Here is an 18,374-nt window from a genome sequence, read left to right as displayed (position 1 = left end):
ATGGCCAGCATCGAGGCGGAGACCGGACCGATGACCCACAGCCGCCTGCCCCGGCGCGGCCTCTCCCGCCATGCCCGTCTCGCGCTGGTGTGGCTCGCACTGGCGGCGGTGCCCTTTCTGGTGCCCAACGCCTATTGGATCTCCCTCGCCAATCTCGCCCTCATCAATCTGGTGCTGATCGCCTCGCTCAATCTGCTGATGGGCTATGGCGGTCAGATCTCGCTGGCCCATGCCGGCTTCTTCGGCCTTGGCGCCTATGCGAGCGGCATCCTCAACGTGCGCTATGGCGTGCCGCCCTGGGCCGGGCTGCCGGCGGCCGCGACCGTCGCCGGCCTCGGAGCGCTCCTCATCGGCATTCCGGCGCTGCGGCTGCGCGGGCATTACCTCGCCATGGCGACGCTGGGGTGGAATGCCATTCTCGTCGTCTTCTTCACCCAATTGGTGGGGCTCACGGGCGGCCCCAACGGCCTCCTCGGCGTCGAGCCCTTCTCCTTCTTCGGCCACGCGCTGGACACCGAGGCCAAGGCCTTCCCGCTGGCGTGGGGCGTGGCCTTCCTGGTGATGCTCGCCATCTCCAACCTTCTCGCCTCGCGCATCGGTCGCAGCATCCGGGCGGTGGCGACCAACGAACTGGGCGCGCAGTCGCTGGGCATCGACAGCTTCCGCACCAAGCTCGCGGTGTTCGTGCTCAGCGCCGGCATGGCGGGCATCGCCGGCAGCCTCTATGTGCACATCAACCAGTATGCCTCGCCGGAAACCTTCGGCATCGCGCCGTCCATCATGCTCCTTGTGATGGTCGCCATCGGCGGGGCGGGCACCTTCTACGGGCCGATGATGGGGGCGCTGATCTACACGGCGGTGCCGCAGATCCTGCTCGATTACGAGGATGCCGAACTCATGCTGTTCGGCCTCGGCCTTCTGGTGGTGCTGATCCTGTTCCCGCGCGGCCTTGCGGGCGTTCCGGCCGCGCTGGCCGGCCTCATCCGCAGGAGGCGGGCATGACGGCGCGCATGAGCGATCTTCTGCAGGTCGAAAACCTCACCTGCCGCTTCGCCGGCGTCACCGCCGTGGACGATCTCTCCTTCCGGGTGAAGGCCGGGGAGATCAAGGCGGTGATTGGCCCCAACGGCGCCGGCAAGTCCACGCTGTTCAACATGATCGCCGGCGTCACCCGACCGACCGACGGCGCCATGAAGTTCGATGGCGCCCGCATCGATCGCCTGCCGACCCACGAACGCGCACGCCGCGGCATCGCCCGCACCTTCCAGAATTTGCAGATCTTCCGCGAGCTGACCGTGCTGGAGAACGTCATGGTGGGCCGCCACCTGCGCGGCCGCGCCACCACGCTTTCCGCCCTCCTCCACATCCCGGCGGTGAGCATCGAGGAACGGGCGATGGAGGCCACCGCCATGGGGCTGCTGGAGCGCTTCGGCCTTGCCGCCAAGGCACATGCGCCGGCAGGGTCGCTGGCCTTCGGGCAGATGAAGGTGCTCGAACTTGCCCGCGCCCTCGCCTCCGAGCCGCGCCTCCTGCTGCTGGACGAGCCCGCCGCCGGCCTGCCCCATGCCGAGGCGGACAGGATGGCCGAGACCATTCGCGACCTGAACCGCGACGGCATGACCGTGCTGCTGGTGGAGCACAACATGCGCATGGTCATGTCGCTCTCCCACGACATCCTGGTGCTCAACAACGGCCGGCGCATCGCCGAGGGGACGGCGGAGGAGGTTCGCCGCCATCCCGAGGTGCTCTCCGCCTATCTCGGCGAGGAGGCGGCCGATGCTTGAGGTGCAAGGTCTCGTCGCCGGCTATGGCGGAACGGATGTGCTGCACGCGGTTTCCCTGAAGGTGGCGCGCGGGCAGTCCGTCTGCCTCATCGGCGCCAACGGCGCGGGCAAAACGACCCTGCTGCGCACCCTCGCCGGCCTCATCCGCCCCACGGGGGGGCGCATCGTGTTCGACGGGGCGGACATCACCAACCTCTCGACCTCCTCCCGCCTGTCGCGCGGGCTGGCGCTGGTGCCGGAAGGGCGCCGCGTGTTCGCGCCCATGACGGTGGAGGAAAATCTGGAGATGGGCGCCTTCCGCCGGCTGTGGCCGCGCCGGGCGCAGGGTGTCGCTGCCGACCTCGACATGGTGTTCGCGCTCTTTCCCCGCCTCGCCGAGCGGCGGCGGCAGGCGGCGGGGCTGCTCTCCGGCGGCGAGCAGCAGATGCTCGCCATCGGCCGCGCCCTCATGGGCAGGCCCCGCCTTCTGCTGCTCGACGAGCCCTCCATGGGCCTCGCGCCCAAGGTGGTGCAGGAGATCTTCGCCACCATCCGCCGCCTCAATGCCGAGGGCATGTCCCTCCTCATCGCCGAGCAGAATGCAAGCATGGCCCTGCGCAGCGCCGCCCACGGCTATGTCCTCGCCGAGGGCGCCGTCGTGCGCGACGGTGCGGGCGCCGACCTCCTCCATGACGACGGCGTGCGCGCCGCCTATCTCGGCCTGTGAGTTTTCGGAAATCCCATGCCGCATACCCTCATCGATCCCGCGCTCGAAGCCGAATACGCCCTGCGCCGACGGCATCCCGAGCGCGAGAGCGTCTATGACGGCCACCGCCGCCTCGGTGCGGCGCTGCGCGCCAGCGGTGGCTGGCGGCTGGACCAGCGCTATGGACCCGGCCCGCGCTGCCTGCTGGACGTGTTTCCGGCCGGCGACGGCGCGCCGGTGCTGTTCTTCATCCATGGCGGCTACTGGCGCGCGCTGGACAAGTCCGATGTCTCCTTCATCGCTGGCCCCTCGATCGCCGCCGGGGTGACGCTGGTGGCACCGACCTATGATCTGGTGTCCGGTGTGCGCGTTGCCGACATCCTGGACGAGATGCGTCTCGCGTTGCGCTGGGTGGTGGACCATCTGGCTCCGTCCCGCATCGTGGTGGCCGGCCATTCGGCGGGCGGGCAGCTCGCGGCCATGCTGGCGCTCGATCAGGCGGAGCGGGGCGACGGCCCCATCTGCGCCCTCGCCGGCCTCTCCGGTGTCTACGACCTGCGGCCGCTGCGGCACACCTCCATCAACGCCGACCTCCGCCTCTCAGGGCCGGAGGCAGCGGCGGCGAGCCCGCTGCTGCGTCTCGGCGACCTGCCGCCAAGCGCCCGGCTCATGCCGCTCCTGTGCGCCGTGGGCGGGGAGGAGACGGACGGTTTCAAACGCTGGAGCCGCGATTTCGCCGCGCTGTGGGCGGCGCGCGGCGGCGCGGTGCAGTCCATGGAGCCGGCCCGGCGCAACCATTTCACTTTGCTCGATCCCCTGGCCGACGGCACCGACCCGCTCACCCGCGCGATCCTCGCCCTCGCCAGCCCTTCGGAGGCCTGAATGTCCGTTCTCTCGCCCGTGCTCGCCAACCCGGCTGATGCTGCCCTGCCCTACAGCCCCGCCGTGCTCGCGACTGGCCCGGTGCGAACGCTCTACATCTCGGGACAGGTGGGCATCGACGCCACGGGGCAGGTGCCGGCCGACTTCGAGGGTCAGGTGCGCGCCGCCTTCGCCAATCTGGAACAGGTCCTCGCGGCTGCCGGCATGGGGCTCGGCGACCTCGCCAAGGTCACGGCCTTTCTTACCGATCCGGCCGACTATGCCGGCTACGGATCGCTGCGCACGGAGCTGCTCAAGGGCCAAAAGCCCGCCTCGACGCTTGTGATCGCCGCCGCCCTCGCCCGCCCGGAATGGCGGTTCGAGATCGAGGCCGTGGCGGTCGCCGCAGGCTGAGCAAGAAGGGCCGCGGCACAGGCCGCACGCTCCATCTCCCTGGCTTCCGCTTGCCATGGCCACGCCGACATGAACTCGGCGAACCGCCGCTCCTGACCTTTCATCGCCCGCCACCGCTCAAGCCTTGCGCCCTGCCATGGGAAGCATTAGGATCGCTCATATCTCAACATATCTTGAGATATGGAAGTATGAACGAAGCCTCGGCCCTGTCTGCATTCGCCGCCCTCTCGCAGGAGACGCGGCTGCGCATCGTCCGGATTCTGGTGCAGGCGGGGCCGGAAGGGCTGGCGGCCGGCGCCATCGGAGAGGCGATGGGCGGCGCCTCGTCCTCGCGGATGTCCTTCCACCTCGGCCATCTGGAACAGGCTGGTCTGGTCCGTTCGCGCCGGGAGGGCAGGTCCATCATCTACAGCCCTGTCCATGCCGCCCTGTCCGGGCTCATCGCCTTCCTGATGAAGGACTGCTGCAACGGCCATCCCGAAGTCTGCGCACCGGCCGTGGCTGCTCTTTCCTGTACCTGTCCACCCAACGCGGAAACCAAAAGACGCGAGAAGAGCCATGTCTGAGACAAGAGACACCTTCAACGTGTTGTTCCTGTGCACCGGCAATTCGGCGCGCTCCATTCTCGCAGAGAGCATTCTGGCGAAGGATGGGGGCGGTCACTTCCGCGCCTTCTCCGCTGGAAGCGCGCCCAAGGGAGAGGTGAACCCGTTCGCGGTCCGGACCCTGACCGCTTTCGGTTATCCCACCTACGGCCTGCGCTCCAAGAGCTGGCTGGAGTTTGCCGAGCCCGGCGCGCCAGTGATGGATTTCGTCTTCACCGTCTGCGACAACGCGGCCGGCGAGGCCTGCCCCATCTGGCCCGGCCAACCCATGACCGCACACTGGGGCATCGAGGATCCCGCCGCTGTCGAGGGCAGCGACATTGCCAAGGAAGCCGCCTTCAGCGCCGCCTTCCGCTATCTCAAGAACCGCATATCGGCCTTTACCGCGCTTCCGATCGCCAAGCTGGACCGGCTCGCCCTCGGCACCCGGCTGCGGGAGATCGGGCGTCTCGACGGCGCCACGACGCGCCGGCCCGACGTCGCCTGAGTTGGCCGACAGAAGCCGCGGGCCTGTGGTGGGATCAGCGCCCGCGCTGATCCCAGCGTCCACCCATGGTGTTCACGAGGTGGACGTAGTCGAACAGGTCGCTCAGCATGAAGTGCCGGTTCTCGATGGTGGTCATGTGCGCCACCGTGTGCGGATCGCCCTCCAGATAGCGGAAGGCCGTGGAGCGGAACTGCTCCGGCAGGGCCAGATTGAAGGGCGTAGGCTGGGTCAGCATGCGGCAGATCTGGTCGAACAGCAGGCGGAAGCGCTCGTCCTCCGGGTCCATGTAGACGTCCCCGAAATCCGCCTTGTAGCGCCCGAAGAGCGCGAGATAGTCGTCGGCATCCGGCTTTGGCTGCATGGGCCTGTCCCTGGTTCCTCTGCCGAGGTCGAAACAAGTTCGATGCCAGAAGAACTCCTCGACAGCGTGAGGGACATTAGGCCGCAACGCCCCTCGCGATCGCCCCTCAGGACAACAGCCGGCCCACCAGCACGCCGGCCGCGGCGGCAGAGGCGGCGATGGCCAGCGTTTCCGCCGTGGCTCGCAGGATGGAGCGTTTCGCCACGATGCCGCGCCCGATTCCGAGCGCCACCAGCAGCACCGTCGTCAGCACCAGCGAGACGATCCGCGCCTCGTCCATCGGCAGGAAGGCGAAGGGCAGCACCGGGGTGAAGCCGGCGAACAGGTCCGAGACGAACATCCAGAAAGCGTGCGAGGTGGGGCTGGCGCCGTCGTCCGCCTCGTCCAGCTCGGAGCGCAGGCCGAGGGTGGCACGCGGCGCGCGCTTCAGCGCCTCCGCCACTTGCGTCACGTCCGCCGCCGCCATGCCGCCGCGCGTGAGGGCCGCAGCGACCGTCTCGACCTGCGCCGCGGCTTCCGCCGCATCCACCGGCCCGTTGCGCCGGGCACGACGCGCATCGCGCACGGATTCCGCATCGAGATAGCTGCCCGCCATCATGGACACGGCCGCAGCGGCCGCGCCGGTGGCGCCGGCGATCAGCACCGCGCGGGGATCGTTGGTGCTCATGGCGACGCCGAAGACGAGGCCGAAGATGGAGACGGTGCCGTCCTCCATGCCGAACACCACATCGCCGATGGAGGCCTTGAGCGAGGCGACGACACGCGACGGCAGCGACATGACACGGCTCTCCAGCCCGATCCCGACACCACCGCTCATGGCACGGCCGGCGGACCGACGGAAGCGCATTCCATTTCCTGCGCCATGGTTGTCCTCGACCGGCAGGCGACATGGAACGGGTGCCGGCCGCCCCGGCGGCGGCGCTCCGGTCTCGCCATGCGGCGGGGGGCGGTCAAGGGCGGGGGGCGATCAAGGGGGGGCTCGGCCGCGACGGTGCGGTGCAACGCCTTAACCACGCCCGAGAACCGTTTGAAATGAAGCGGGAGATGCGCTCCCGGCGGATTGCGCGCGAGCCGAATCGAGAGGTAACTTCGCAGAGGTTCCCACTCGTCCCTTGCATCCAAAGCTGTCCCGCCCCCCCGGGAGAGGTGCGCATGTCCCGCCTGCTTGCGACCAGCCTGCTCGCCTCGACCTCTCTGCTGGCGCTCGCGCTGGCCGGCCCGGTGGCGCGGGCGGGGGATTATCTCGTTCCCTCGGGCACGGTGCTCACGGCGCCGGTGTCACTCGATAGCGCCTCGCCGGGGGCACCCTTCAGCGGGGTCAGCGTGCTCGGCGGCATCGTCTATACCGAAACCACCAAGAACAGCGCGGCGGCGCTGGAGATCAACCGGTCCGCTTTGACCGACGGCGCCGGCATCGTGAACACCGGTACGGTGAGCGTCACCCAAACCATCACGAAGCTGAAGATCCATTCCGGTGGCACAGCGGTCGGTGCCTCCGGCACCACCAAGGGCATCGTGCTCTATGGCTCCGCCCCCTCCACCGGGAGCGTGCTGAACAGCGGGACCGTGCTGTCTCACCGCATCGTCACCGACCAGCCCGTCATCAAGACCAGCGGCAACGTGGGCATCTCCGAATATGCCTATGGCGTGCAGCTGGACAGCTATTTCGCCGGCGGCGTCACCAATGCCAGCAGCGGCGTCATCGACGTCGCCAATACCGCGAACGTCGCCATCAGCGCGTCCGACAAGATCACCGGGCTCGACATCGTCACCGGCATCTTCGCCCATGGCTATGCCACTTATGGCACAGGCGCCGCGAACAGCTTCGACAATGCCGGCACCATCAAGGTGCGCGCGGCCGCAGCCATCAGCGAGAGCTTCGCCCAGACCTCGACGGGCACGCTCCAGGCCTCGGCCACCGCCACCGCGATCGGCGTGAGGATGAGCCAGTCGGGCCTGGCGACGCCTGCCGGCGCGACGGGCACCCTCACCAATTCCGGCATCATCGATGTCGCCGCGTCCATCACCGCCGCCACCCAGTTCTCGGTGTCGACCTCCGCTGCGAAGGCGACCGGGCTGATGCTCCAGTCCACCGCCAATGCCGAGGCGTCCGGCGTCATGTCGAACGGGCTGACCATCGGCAAATTTGAGAATACGGGCACCATCTCGGTCGCCGCCTCGGCGACGGCGACCTCCTCCGGCAAGGCGACGGCGGACAAGATCGCCCGATTGGTGAACTACAATTCCCCCGCCGGGCCGACGACCTCCCTGGAGTCGGGCTCGGTGGGTGCGGCGGTGATCGCCTACGGCGTCGATCTCGCCAATGGCAGCCTCGGCGGACTCACCAACAGCGGGACCATCGAGGTCACGGGCATCGCGACGACGGTCGCCACCGCCAGCGCCATGGCCAGGGAAGAGGCGCTGGTGGCGCAGCAGGACTTCGCCGCCGTCCAGCTCACCGGCATCAACGTGTCCGTGGACAACCTCACCGGGCCCATCGTCAACAGCGGCACCGTGGCGCTGACAGCCACCGCCTCGGCGAAAGGCACGCTCGTCGCCTCCGCCGAGAGTGGTCCAACGACCAAGCAGGCGACCGCGAATGCCTCCGGATATCTGCAGACGCGGCTCATCGGCATCGATGTGGAGGCCAGCAGCTTCCAGGCCGGCACCTACAGCGCCACCGTGCGCAACAGCGGGCGCGTCCTCATCTCTTCCGGCGCGGTCGGTTCCTTCGCCGGCTCGGCCCTGTCGGACGGCGGGGCGGTGGCGGATGTCACCTACTCCTCGGGATCGAGCGCCCTCATCGCTGGCCTGCTCTACGCCACCAACCAGGCGATCGGCATCCTCGTCGACACGCCGAACATCGCCGAGGTGACGAACTCCGGCATCATCGACCTCACCTCGTCCTTCGCCTCCACCCAGACGGCGACGGCCTCCGGCGGGACGAGTGCGAGCGCCGCGGCCAGTTCCGCCTCGCCGAACCTCAACAGCTTCGGCCTCAACATCACGGCGGTGACGACCGCACCCGCGAGCGGCGTGGTGCCGACCACGGCGATCACCAATTCCGGCATCATCGATCTGTTCTCGACGGTGACGCTGACCAACAGCGCCACCGCGAACGCAACCACGGGCTCGGCCGTGGCCTCGGCGCTCAGCCAGTCCACGCAGCTCAGCACCCTGCCCGGCCTCGACGGCGCCATCGCCGCGAGCTACGGCATCTATGCGAGCCTCAACGGGCTCGACGGCAGCTTCACCAATTCCGGCGTCATCGCGGTGGAGCAGGCGCTCGCCATTTCGGGAACGGCCACCGCCATCGGCACGAGCGCGCAGGCGACCACCGTCTCGGACGGCCTGTCGCTGGCCATGGGGGTCCTCGCGCTGCCGGGCCAGGTGACGGGCTCCATCGTCAATTCCGGCGCCATCTGGACCCGCGCGTCCGGTCTTTTCAACGCTGCCGCCAACGCCTCGGGCGGAAGCGGCACGGCGGAAGCCGAAGCCACCGGGCTCGCGCTTGCAAGCGGCCTCATCGCCTCCACCGACGGCATCGGCGGCTTTGCCAACAGCGCGGACATCCTCTCCGGCGCCACCGTCACCACGCTTGTCTCGGCCACCGGCGGCGGCAATGGGACCGCGACCGCGACCGGCTTCGGGTCGGCGCTCTCCATGGGCGTGATGCTGACCGGTACGGCGGGAGTTGCGGGCAATTTCACCAACACCGCCACCATCGGCGCGACCGCATCGGCCAGCGTGATCGCATCGGCCAGCGGCGGCACGGTCTCCACCAAGGCAGACGCCGTCGCGTCGGCTTTCGGGCTTCTCACGGCGGGCGGCGCCGGCATCGGCGGCGATCTCGTGAATACCGGCACCATCGGCGGCATCGCCACCGCGAATGCGTCCGCCAGCGGCGGCAAGGCGGATGCGTCCGCTTTCGCCTACGGCATCGCGCTCGATGCAACGGGCGGCGTCGGCGGCAGCATCGTGAATTCAGGCATCGTCATCGCGGTCGCCGAGGCGGGTCTGGCGGGCGCGAGCGGCACGGCGCAGGCGAAAGCCGTTGGCCTGCAGATCGCCTCCGGCGCGGTGGGCGGGGCTCTCTCCAACACGAGCGTCATTGCCGCGCAGGCGAACGGCACGGACGCCACCGCCATCGGCATCGCCATCGGCGCGCCCATCGACGGCAAGGCGCTGGGCGCGGCGCAGCTGACCGCCCTCGGCACGCTGGGCGTGGACCCGGCGCTCGCGACCGCCGGGGCGGTGACGATCAGCGGCGGCCTCGTGAATACCGGCGGCATCACCGCCTCTACCGGCGCTACGGGCAGCGCCACCGCCATCAAGGTGGCGGGCGGCAGCAGCATCGGCACGCTCACCAATCGCGGCGGCATCTTCGCCTTCGAGGGGGACGGGGCGGGCATCGCCGTCGACCTCACCGGTGAGGGTGCGGCCACCCGCATCCTGCTTGAGGACGGCACCGTCTTCGGCGACCTCGCGCTCTCCTCGACCTATGCCGATGCCATCACCTGGAGCGGCGGCCTCCTCAACGGCGACGTGCTCGGCGGTGGACTCGGCAGCCTCACCGTTCTGGCCGGGGCGGGCACGAGCTTCGCCTATTCGGGCACGCTGGAGAGCCTCGCGACCGTCAGCGTCGGCGGCGACGGCACACCGGTGAGCCTCGCCTTCACCGGCACGGCGGTGGGCATCGGCACCTTCGCCGTGAAGGATCAGGGCACGCTGATCCTCACCGCCGACAGCGCCATCGAAACGAACGCCTACACCCAGGCCGCCGGCGGCACGCTGGGCCTCTACCTCTCCCCGCAATGGACCGCCGCGCCCATCGTCGCGACGAGCGCCGATCTCGACGGCACGGTCGCCGTGCTGGGCGCCACCGGCATCCGGGCGAAGACCACGAACTACGATCTCGTCGCCTCCACCGACATCTCCGGCGCCTTCTCCGACGTGACCACGCCCAACAGCCTGCTCTCCGCCGCCGTCACCTATGACGCGGACGGGGCGACGCTGGTGCTCACCCGCAACGCCACCACCTCCCTCGCCGGCCTCACGCTGGCGGGGCGTTCGCTCGCGGCGGGCATCGATCTCAATTACCAGCGGCTCTCCCTGTCCTCGCCGCTGAGCCCGGTGCTGGACAGCTTTTATGTCGGCACCGACGGGCAGGTGGCCAACCTCCTCAACCAGATGTCCGGCGCGCCTTTGGCCGATGCAAAGACGGCCGCCATGGCGACCTTCGGCACCATCAACGGGCAGATCAGCCAGCAACTCGCCGCCACGCGCGGCACGGGCGCCCTGCCCAGCGGCGGCAGCGCGCTTCTCTCCTATGGCGCGGGCGAGGTGAGCCTCTCCGCCAACGCCTATGCCGCGACGGCCCCCTCCTCCGGCGCCTCCGGCCCGTGGGCCGCCCTCTCCCCGGCACCGGCCGCGCCTGAGAACAGCGTGTGGCTGCGCCCGTTCGGCAATTGGGGCAGCACGGACACCGGCAACGGCACCACCACCAGCTCCGGCGGCGGCGTGCTCGGCGGCATCGAGCGGGCGTTCGGCGCGGATGCGCGGGGCGGCGCCGTGTTCAGCTATCAGACGGCTGATCTGGGCTTCACCGGCCCCGCCTCCGGCTCGGTGGATCAATGGACCGCCTCGCTCTATGCGGAAAAGCAGTGGGGCGCCTTCTACGCCAACCTGTTCGGCACCTACGGCTACCAGACCTACGACATGAGCCGTTCCATCGCGTTCGGCGGCACGCTCTTCACCGCGCGCTCGACCTATGCGGGCAATGCCGGCGCGGTGGTGGGCGAGGCGGGTATTGACTATGCCTACGCCCCCGGCGCGAAGCTGGAGCCCTATCTGCGCCTCGCCTACGCGGCGCTGGGCACCGAGACCTTCGCCGAGCGCGGCGCCGGCGTGTTCAACCTGAACGTCGCCGCCGATACCACCCAGTCGCTGCAATCCACCCTGGGCCTGCGTGTCGTGCAGCCGTTGTCTCTCTCCACCCTGCCGGTGACGCTGCGCCTGGAGGCCGGCTGGCAGCACGAATATCTCGACACCGGCGCGAGCCTCGGCGCCACCTTCCTCGCCGACAGCACCATCGGTTTCAACATCCTCTCCGGCGGACCGAGCGATCTGGCGCTGGCGGCAGCGGGCCTCTCCTTCGCCTTCTCGGCCAATTTCGACGGCTACATCGAGTATCGCGGCAGCTTCGGCGACAGCTATTCCAACAGCACCGCCTCCGCGCAGCTGAGGCTGCGGTTCTGAAGGCGCGGGAGATGGGCGCGGATCGCGGCGGGCCGCCCACGCTGGAGCGGGCCTGGGAACTCTACCACGCCGGCGACAAGGCGGGTGCCGAAGCGCTGGCGCGGGCCATCGTCCGGCGCGCGGTGCTCGGCCAGCAGGCGGCGACCGCCGAGGCGGCGCACCTCGTCGGGGTCATCCTCGCGCAGACAGGCCGCACGCAAGACGCCGTGAGCTTCATGGCGCTTGCGGCCGAGACCGATCCCGGACGCGCCTCCTACCACAGCAATCTGTGCGAGATGCGCCGCCAGACCGGCGACCGGGCGGGCGCCATTGCCGCCGGGCGCGCGGCGGTGGCGGCGGATGCGGCCTATGCCGCCGGTCACAATAACCTGGGCATCGCCCTGTTCGAGACCGGCGCGCTGGAGGAGTCCATGGCCTGCTATGAGCGGGCCATCGCGCTGCGCCCCGCCTTTGCCGAGGCCCACAACAATCTCGGCAATGCCCTGCGCGCCCAAAGCCGTCCGGGCGAGGCCATCGCCGCCTTCCGCGCCGCCCTCGCCCACCGCGGGCATTATCCGGAGGCCTGGAACAACATCGGCAACGTGCTGCGCGAGCAGGGCGACTTCCGCGAGGCCGACGCAGCCCTCCATACGGCCATCGCCCAGCGACGGGACTATGTGGAGCCCTACAATTCGCTCGCCCTCTCCCTGTTCGCGCAGGAGCGGAGCGAAGAGGCCTTCGCGGTGCTGGCCCTCGCCATTTCCGCGGCGCCGGAGCGGCCGGAGCCGGCCTTCTATTTGGCGCAGGGACTGCTGAATGAGCGCAAGGCGGAAGGCGCGCGCTCGGCGTGCCAGCGTGCGCTCCGGGCCAATCCGCACCATGTGCCGACCCTCGTCCTCCTCGCCCGCATCCTGCGCGATCTGGAACGCGGGCCGGAGGCCATGGACGCCGCCCGCCGCGCGCTTGCGCTTGCCCCGGACGATCTCGACGCCCTGAACGTGCTCGGCCTGCTGCTGATGGAGACCGGCGACCTGCGCGGCGCCTGCGCCCTGTTCGAGCGGGCGCTGGCGAAGGATCCCGCCTCCCTCAACAGCCGCGTGAACCTCGTCGCCGCGCGCAAGGTGCGGCCGGAGGAAGACATGGTGGCGGCGCTGGAGACGGCGCTGTCGCGCGAGACCGGCGTAGTGGAGCGCATCCCGCTCCACTACGCGCTCGGCAAGGCCTATGACGACCTCGGCCGCCACGCCGAGGCCATGGACCAGTTCATCGCCGGCGCGAAGCTCAAGCGCGCGCAGGTGACCTATGACGAGCCCGCCGCGCTCGCCACCTTCGAGCGCATCCGCGCCATCTTCACCCGTTCCTTCATCGCCGAGCGGGCGGGGATGGGGACTGCCGAGGCCCGGCCCATCTTCATCGTCGGCATGCCGCGCTCGGGCAGCACGCTGGTGGAGCAGATTCTCGCCAGCCATCCCGCCATCCAGGGCGGCGGCGAGATGGACCTGTTCCACCACGCTGTGAATCGCATCGACCAGGCCTTCGGCGGCATGGTCCACTATCCCGAGCTGATGCACCTCATGGAGCGGCCGGAGATGGGGGAGATCTCCTCCGCCTATCTCGATGCCTTGCCCGCCCGCGCCCCCGGCAAGCGGCTGGTGGCGGACAAGATGCTCAACAACTACTTCTATCTCGGCCTCATCCACATCCTGTTTCCGCGTGCGGTCATCATCCATTGCCGGCGCGATCCGGTGGACACCGCCATCTCCTGCTTCTCCAAGCTGTTCCGCGACGACCTGCCGTACAGCTACGATTTCGCCGAGCTTGCCCGTCACCATCACGCCTATGCCGGCCTGATGGCACACTGGGGCGCGGTGCTGCCGGAAGGCACGATCCTTCCCATGGACTACGAGGCGGTGGTGGCCGACATCGAGGCCGCCGCCCGCAGTCTCATCTCCGCGTGCGGGGAAGACTGGGACCCGGCCTGCCTGAAGTTTCACGAGACCGAGCGGCCGGTGCGCACCGCCAGCATCACCCAGGTGCGCGAGCCGCTCTATGCCTCCTCGGTCGGACGCTGGCGCCGCTACGGCCCCGCCATCCAGCCGCTGCTGGAGGCGCTGGGGCGCTGATGCTCACCTTTTGTGCCGGCTGAGCAGGCGCATCTGCATCCGCGCGAGGAGGCTGGAGGCGACCCCCTGCAGCCGCGCGATGGCTGCGAGCTGCGCCGTCGGCGCGGACAGGAACCCGCCGCGCTCGGCGGTGCGGATGAGATGGGCGGCGACTACCTCGGGCGGCAGCGGCCGGCCGGACCCGGCGAAAGGCGCGATGGCCGCCGGACGCAGCGGGCGCTCATAGGCGAGCTGCGGCGTGTCTGTATCCGGCGGCACCGCCACCGTCACGCTTACACCCGAGGCGGAAAGCTCAATGCGGAGCGCCTCGGCGAATCCCCGAACCGCGAACTTCGACGCGCAATAGCCCGCGTAGCCCGCCACCCCGAAGAGGCCGGCGGCCGAAGCGACCATCGCCACATGCCCCCGCCCCGCCGCCAGCATGGACGGCACGGCGGCGCGCACGAGATTCGCCGTGCCGAGGAAGTTGGTCTCCATCTGGTCGCGGGTGGCGGATTCGCCCTGCTCCAGGAAGAATCCGGGCTCCACGATGCCGGCGCTCGCCACAACCCAGAGAGGCGGGCCATGCCTGAAAGTCAGCGTTTCGACGACGGCCCGGCATGCCTCTGCGTCACGCACGTCGAGGATGCAGGTGACGACTTCGATACCGTCAGCCTCCAGCGCCGCCCGGGCTTGCGCGAGGCGCTGCTGATCGCGGGCAAGGAGGGCAATGCGGTATCCCTTTGCGCCGAGAATTCTTGCAGCGCACAAACCGATGCCGCTCGATCCGCCGCTGATGATGGCGAGGGGGGCGCTGGGGCGATCGATCGATGCTGCGACACCGTGTTTCAACCCCTCCTCCTGCCTTTCGAGATTATTAAAATACCGTCCCCACGTTCCGCGGATGGTATGATCGAGCCGGCGATACCACGTAAAGGCGCGCGACGACTGCGGTATTTTGGCGGACAACGCTGACGTGTTGCAACACGGCAACGCTCCCTTAAACGTTGTGTGGCTAGGTCGCTGTGAACGGTGCCAGGATGTATAACAGCCCTGCTCCTCCAGCGGCGGGACCGTAGCGCGTCAATGTTGTCTGCAAAGAAGATCCTCGTGTCCCTGCTGCTCGCAGCCGCAACCAGCGGGTGCACGGCGCTTCCGTCTTCCGGCCCGTCGCGGGTCGAGATCGAGATGACGCAGCCCACGGACGACCAGCGCTACCTGCTGGTCGACGTGGACGATCGCACCCTCTCCCTTCTGGCGCAGGAGCGCCCCGCCTCCTTTGGCGGCCGCTTCGGCGACTACCGCCCCCCCACCCGCTACGTGGTGGGCGTGGGCGACGTCATCTCCGTCACCATCTGGGAGGCGGCGGCCGGCGGCCTGTTCTCCGGTCCGGTCATCGACCGGCTGGGCACCGGCTCGCGCAGCGCCGCCATCCCCGAGCAGCAGGTGTCGCAGGACGGCTCCATCACCGTTCCCTATGCCGGGCGCATCCAGGTGGCCGGGCGCACCACCGCGCAGATCGAGTCGGCCGTGGTCGAGAAGCTGAGCGGCAAGGCCATCGAGCCGCAGGTGGTGGTGGTGGTGACGCGCAGCGTCAGCAATGCCGCCACCGTGCTCGGCGAGGCGACCTCCGGCGCGATCGTCCCGCTCTCCCCGCGCGGCGACCGCGTGCTGGACGTGATTGCGGCAGCCGGCGGCATCAAGATTGCCGCCCATGAGGTGTTCGTGCGCCTCAGCCGCAGCGGCACCACCGTGACCGTGCCCATGCAGACCCTGCTCAACGATCCCAAGGAGGACGTCTACGTCCGCCCGCTGGACAAGATCGTGCTGATCCGCGACCCGCAGACCTACACGGTGTTCGGCGCCGCCGGGAACCCGACCATCGTGCCGTTCGACGCCGTCGGCATCACGCTGGAAGAAGGGGTCGCGCGCGTCGGCGGCCTCATCGATTCCCGCGCCGATCCCTCCGGCGTCTATCTCATGCGCATCGAGCCCGTGCGCTTCGCCAACCGCCTGCGGCCGGACGCCCAGCCGCTGGAGAGCAACGGCTACGTGCGCGTGATCTACCGCTGGAACATGCGCGACCCGAATTTCGTCTTCCTCGCCCGCGGCTTCAATATCCGCAACAAGGACGCGATCTACGTGGCCAATGCGCCGCTGGCCGACCTGCAGAAGGTCACCTCGCTGTTCAACTCCGTCGCGCAGCCCGTGGTCAGCACGGCCGCGGTCGCGCAATAGGGCCGGCATGACCGCCCCGGCGCAGGCGACCCGGGACAACGGATCGACCCGCGCGCGGGGCGGCAGGACCACCGCCGCCCCCGACAGGGTCACTCAGGAGCCAGCCGTGGCCCAGGAACCCGCCGTCGCCGCATCCCCGGCCGTCGCGCGGATCCAGCGCTTCCTGCCGCTTCCGCTGCTGCGCGGCGTCGGCGCGGCCATCTCCCGTCGCCGGGCCGCGTTGCGGAACGAGGCGCAGGCCACCCTCGCCGAAGGACGCCGCGCCCGTCTCACCCGCACGGAACTCGCCCTTGGCAGCTTCGGGCTGCTGGTGCTGCTGCCGGCGGTCGCGAGCCTGCTCTATCTCACCTTCGTCGCCGCCCCCCAGTTCCGCTCCGAGGCGCGCCTCGTGGTGCGCGGCAATCTGGAAACCGTCTCCAATGCCTCGGCCACCCCCGCGGCCAATGGCATACCGCAGGTGGCCAACACCCAGGAGGCGCGGGTCGTCGTGGACTACCTGCGCAGCCGCGCCATGGTGGACGCGCTCCAGGACCAGCTCGACCTGAAGCGCATCTTCGGCATCTCCGATCGCGACCCGGTGTTCGCCCTGTCGCCGGAGGCCAGCACGGAAGACCTCGTCACCTACTGGAACCGGCAGGTGAGTGTCAGCCTCGAGCAGATGTCGGGCGTCATCAAGGTGCAGGTCTATGCCTTCAGCCCGCAGAGCGCGGCCCTGCTCGCTGCCGCCGTGGTGCGCCAGGCCGAGCAGGTGACCAACGATCTCACCGCCCGCAACCGCAGCGACCGCGTGGTGGAGGCCGAGGCGGAGGAGCGCGCAGCATTCACGGAACTGGCGGTGGTGCGCACCGGGCTCGAAGCCTTCCGCAACAGTCAGGGCACGCTGGACCCGACCAAGAGCGCCAGCGACGCCTTCGCCGTCATCTCCAAGCTGCGCGACCAGCGCTCGGCCCTGAACACGGACCTCAACGCTGCCCGCGCCCGGCTCGACGAGGATTCGCCCGTGATACGGGCGCTGAAGGAGCGGCTGCGCTCGCTGGACGAAAAGATCGCCGCGCTCGACGGCTCCCTCCTCGGCGATGCGGCCTCCTCGGGCTCCAGCGTCAACCTCGTCGCCGGCGCCGAACTGGAAGCGAGCCGCCGCCTCGCCGAGCAGCGGCTCAAGCAGGCCGAGGCCGAACTCATCGAAGCCCGCATGGACCGGGGCCGGCAGCAGGTCTACATCCTCGCCTTCATGGCCCCCACCCTGCCGCACGAGAAGGCTTTCCCCATCCCCGCGCTTCAGGCCGGCGCCCTCTTCGCCATCCTGTTCGCCGCTTGGGCGGTGGTGGCACTTTATGTGGCGAGCGTCTACGCGCGGACGCGGTAGGACGGGCTTTCCGGATCATGAGGCCGGAACCCGCGGCCTATCCGGGGCCGGCCTCTCCCCGGGCCTGGTCCGGCGGACCGGAAGCGACCTGACGGCTGCTCTGACCGACTGACCGCTCGCCGGTGCGCCCTATGGGACACCTTCCTGGACGCCTTCCTGCGCCGCCTCGTCCGTGGCTTCATCCACCCGGCCGACGGCAGCGGTGACGTCGGAGAAGATGCGTTCGTCCACGGCGAGGAGATCCTGCGCCGCCGGCCACTCGGCCACCTGCTCACGCAGTTCGCCGACCTGCCGCGACCAGGCGAGTTCCGGCAGAGGCGGCAGGTTCAGCTCCATCACCGCGCGCATGGTCTCCCACCAGACGTCCTCATCGCCGGAGAGGCCGACCACGTCCATCTCGGAGAGCGTGTCGAGGGCGTTCTCGACCGCCGAGGTCTCCAGCACGTCGTCGGAGCCGCGACAGGTGAGCAGTCGCGCCATGGGATTGGCGACGAGGCTGCGCTCGAACGGAGAGAGGGTACCGAGCCAGGTCTCGAGATCTGCCATCTCGGCGAGGTCCGCCTTGGCGAGGCTGTCCAGCAGGGGCTTGTAGACATCGCTCAGCACCGACGCAGCGAGGTTCGGGGTCTTCACCGCCCAGCGCAGCACCAGAAGCTCTTCGGCGAGTTCCTCATAGGGATCGCGCAGCAGCACGGTGCACTTGAATCCGCGGTCGCGCAGCAGCGGCTCATAGGTGCGGAAGAACACCCGCCCCGTGCAGAAGATGGACGGCGTGAAAGCGATGCCGAGGATGGATTTCACCGCCTCCTCGGGGGTGCGCTCCAGCCGCGTGAACGGCATGTGGAAGAGATCCTGCAGCGGCAGGTTCAGTTGCGCCTGCGCCACCACCCGCGTCTCCAGCCGGAACAGCTTCTGGTCCGCCTTCGCCGTCGGTGGACGGCGGCGGTAGATGCGGATGTTGGTGGTCTCGTCGTAAAGCTCGATGTCGATGATGCTGGCGAGATCGGCGATCACATGGTCGTCCACCACGAAACCGCAGATGCCGGTCTCGTGCAGGCCCTGTTCGCGCAGCAGCGGCCGCAGCACGGTGGCGGGGATCACCTTGCGCAGTTCACCGCCCACCATCACAGTGACACGCGGCGTGGTGGCGGGATTGTCCGGCATGATCCAGCCGACGATACGGCTGCCGGCGTCTTCGTCGATGCTAAAGAGCACGCCGGCCCTCCTGGTGGTG

Annotated in this window: 15 protein-coding genes; 11 read left to right on the top strand and 4 right to left on the bottom strand. The window is 69.4% G+C overall.

The genetic code is table 11. From position 1 onward, the window contains the following. The 7 genes from V5F63_RS10500 (at nt 1) to V5F63_RS10470 (ending at nt 4,836) form a co-directional block, all read left to right on the top strand. Entirely contained in the window at nt 1-1,002 is a 1,002-nt protein-coding gene (locus V5F63_RS10500) for a branched-chain amino acid ABC transporter permease (RefSeq protein WP_394102629.1), read from the top strand. Further along, complete coding sequence (locus tag V5F63_RS10495; RefSeq protein ID WP_394102628.1) at nt 999-1,784, top strand: ABC transporter ATP-binding protein; 786 nt, start codon at nt 999-1,001, stop codon at nt 1,782-1,784. The genes V5F63_RS10500 and V5F63_RS10495 overlap by 4 nt, the downstream gene beginning before the upstream one ends. Further along, a complete protein-coding gene (locus tag V5F63_RS10490) occupies nt 1,777-2,490 on the top strand; it encodes an ABC transporter ATP-binding protein (RefSeq protein WP_209488981.1) in 714 nt (237 codons plus the stop codon). The genes V5F63_RS10495 and V5F63_RS10490 overlap by 8 nt, the downstream gene beginning before the upstream one ends. A gap of 15 nt (nt 2,491-2,505) precedes the next feature. After that, nucleotides 2,506-3,351, top strand: coding sequence for an alpha/beta hydrolase (locus tag V5F63_RS10485; protein ID WP_394028533.1), 846 nt, complete (start codon nt 2,506-2,508; stop codon nt 3,349-3,351). Continuing rightward, nucleotides 3,352-3,744: a RidA family protein gene (locus V5F63_RS10480; RefSeq protein ID WP_209488979.1), complete on the top strand. Its 393-nt coding sequence runs from the start codon at nt 3,352-3,354 to the stop codon at nt 3,742-3,744. A 188-nt stretch (nt 3,745-3,932) separates the two neighbouring features. Further along, on the top strand, nt 3,933-4,310 hold the full coding sequence (locus V5F63_RS10475) for an ArsR/SmtB family transcription factor (RefSeq protein WP_209488978.1): 378 nt from the start codon (nt 3,933-3,935) through the stop codon (nt 4,308-4,310). Next, nucleotides 4,303-4,836 carry an arsenate reductase ArsC gene (locus V5F63_RS10470; RefSeq protein WP_394028531.1) on the top strand — a complete coding sequence of 178 codons (534 nt, stop codon included), beginning with the start codon at nt 4,303-4,305 and terminating at the stop codon, nt 4,834-4,836. Before V5F63_RS10475 ends, V5F63_RS10470 begins: the two co-directional genes overlap by 8 nt. A 34-nt stretch (nt 4,837-4,870) precedes the next feature. Here the strand turns inward: V5F63_RS10470 and V5F63_RS10465 are convergent, their stop codons facing one another. Beyond that, complete coding sequence (locus V5F63_RS10465) at nt 4,871-5,197, bottom strand: hypothetical protein (protein ID WP_209488976.1); 327 nt, start codon at nt 5,195-5,197, stop codon at nt 4,871-4,873. 106 nt (nt 5,198-5,303) lie between these two features. Next, a complete protein-coding gene (locus V5F63_RS10460) occupies nt 5,304-5,975 on the bottom strand; it encodes a VIT1/CCC1 transporter family protein (RefSeq protein ID WP_209488975.1) in 672 nt (223 codons plus the stop codon). A 374-nt stretch (nt 5,976-6,349) separates the two neighbouring features. Between V5F63_RS10460 and V5F63_RS10455 the strand changes: the two genes are divergently transcribed. Both V5F63_RS10455 and V5F63_RS10450 read left to right on the top strand, forming a co-directional pair. Beyond that, nucleotides 6,350-11,455, top strand: a complete 5,106-nt coding sequence (locus tag V5F63_RS10455; protein WP_394102627.1) for an autotransporter domain-containing protein — start codon at nt 6,350-6,352, stop codon at nt 11,453-11,455. Nucleotides 11,456-11,466: 11 nt separating this feature from the next. Further along, on the top strand, nt 11,467-13,557 hold the full coding sequence (locus V5F63_RS10450; RefSeq protein ID WP_394102626.1) for a tetratricopeptide repeat-containing sulfotransferase family protein: 2,091 nt from the start codon (nt 11,467-11,469) through the stop codon (nt 13,555-13,557). Nucleotides 13,558-13,560: 3 nt separating this feature from the next. On the opposite strand, the gene V5F63_RS10445 is transcribed toward V5F63_RS10450, so the two are convergent. Further along, nucleotides 13,561-14,388, bottom strand: coding sequence for an SDR family NAD(P)-dependent oxidoreductase (locus V5F63_RS10445; protein ID WP_394102625.1), 828 nt, complete (start codon nt 14,386-14,388; stop codon nt 13,561-13,563). A 336-nt stretch (nt 14,389-14,724) separates the two neighbouring features. Here V5F63_RS10445 and V5F63_RS10440 point away from each other — a divergent pair, with 336 nt between their 5' ends. Together V5F63_RS10440 and V5F63_RS10435 are read left to right on the top strand one after the other, a co-directional pair. Further along, the gene (locus V5F63_RS10440) at nt 14,725-15,774 is read left to right on the top strand and encodes a polysaccharide biosynthesis/export family protein (protein ID WP_245327515.1); all 1,050 of its coding nucleotides are present in this window, start codon (nt 14,725-14,727) and stop codon (nt 15,772-15,774) included. 106 nt (nt 15,775-15,880) lie between these two features. Beyond that, nucleotides 15,881-17,140, top strand: a complete 1,260-nt coding sequence (locus V5F63_RS10435; protein ID WP_394102624.1) for a KpsE/RkpR family capsule polysaccharide export protein — start codon at nt 15,881-15,883, stop codon at nt 17,138-17,140. 129 nt (nt 17,141-17,269) lie between these two features. Here the strand turns inward: V5F63_RS10435 and V5F63_RS10430 are convergent, their stop codons facing one another. After that, entirely contained in the window at nt 17,270-18,355 is a 1,086-nt protein-coding gene (locus tag V5F63_RS10430) for a hypothetical protein (protein WP_209488969.1), read from the bottom strand. Nucleotides 18,356-18,374 lie beyond the last annotated feature (19 nt).

This window comes from Xanthobacter wiegelii, assembly GCF_043193855.2.
Lineage (GTDB): Bacteria > Pseudomonadota > Alphaproteobacteria > Rhizobiales > Xanthobacteraceae > Xanthobacter > Xanthobacter flavus_A.
This window is presented reverse-complemented; position numbering and strand designations above follow the sequence as displayed.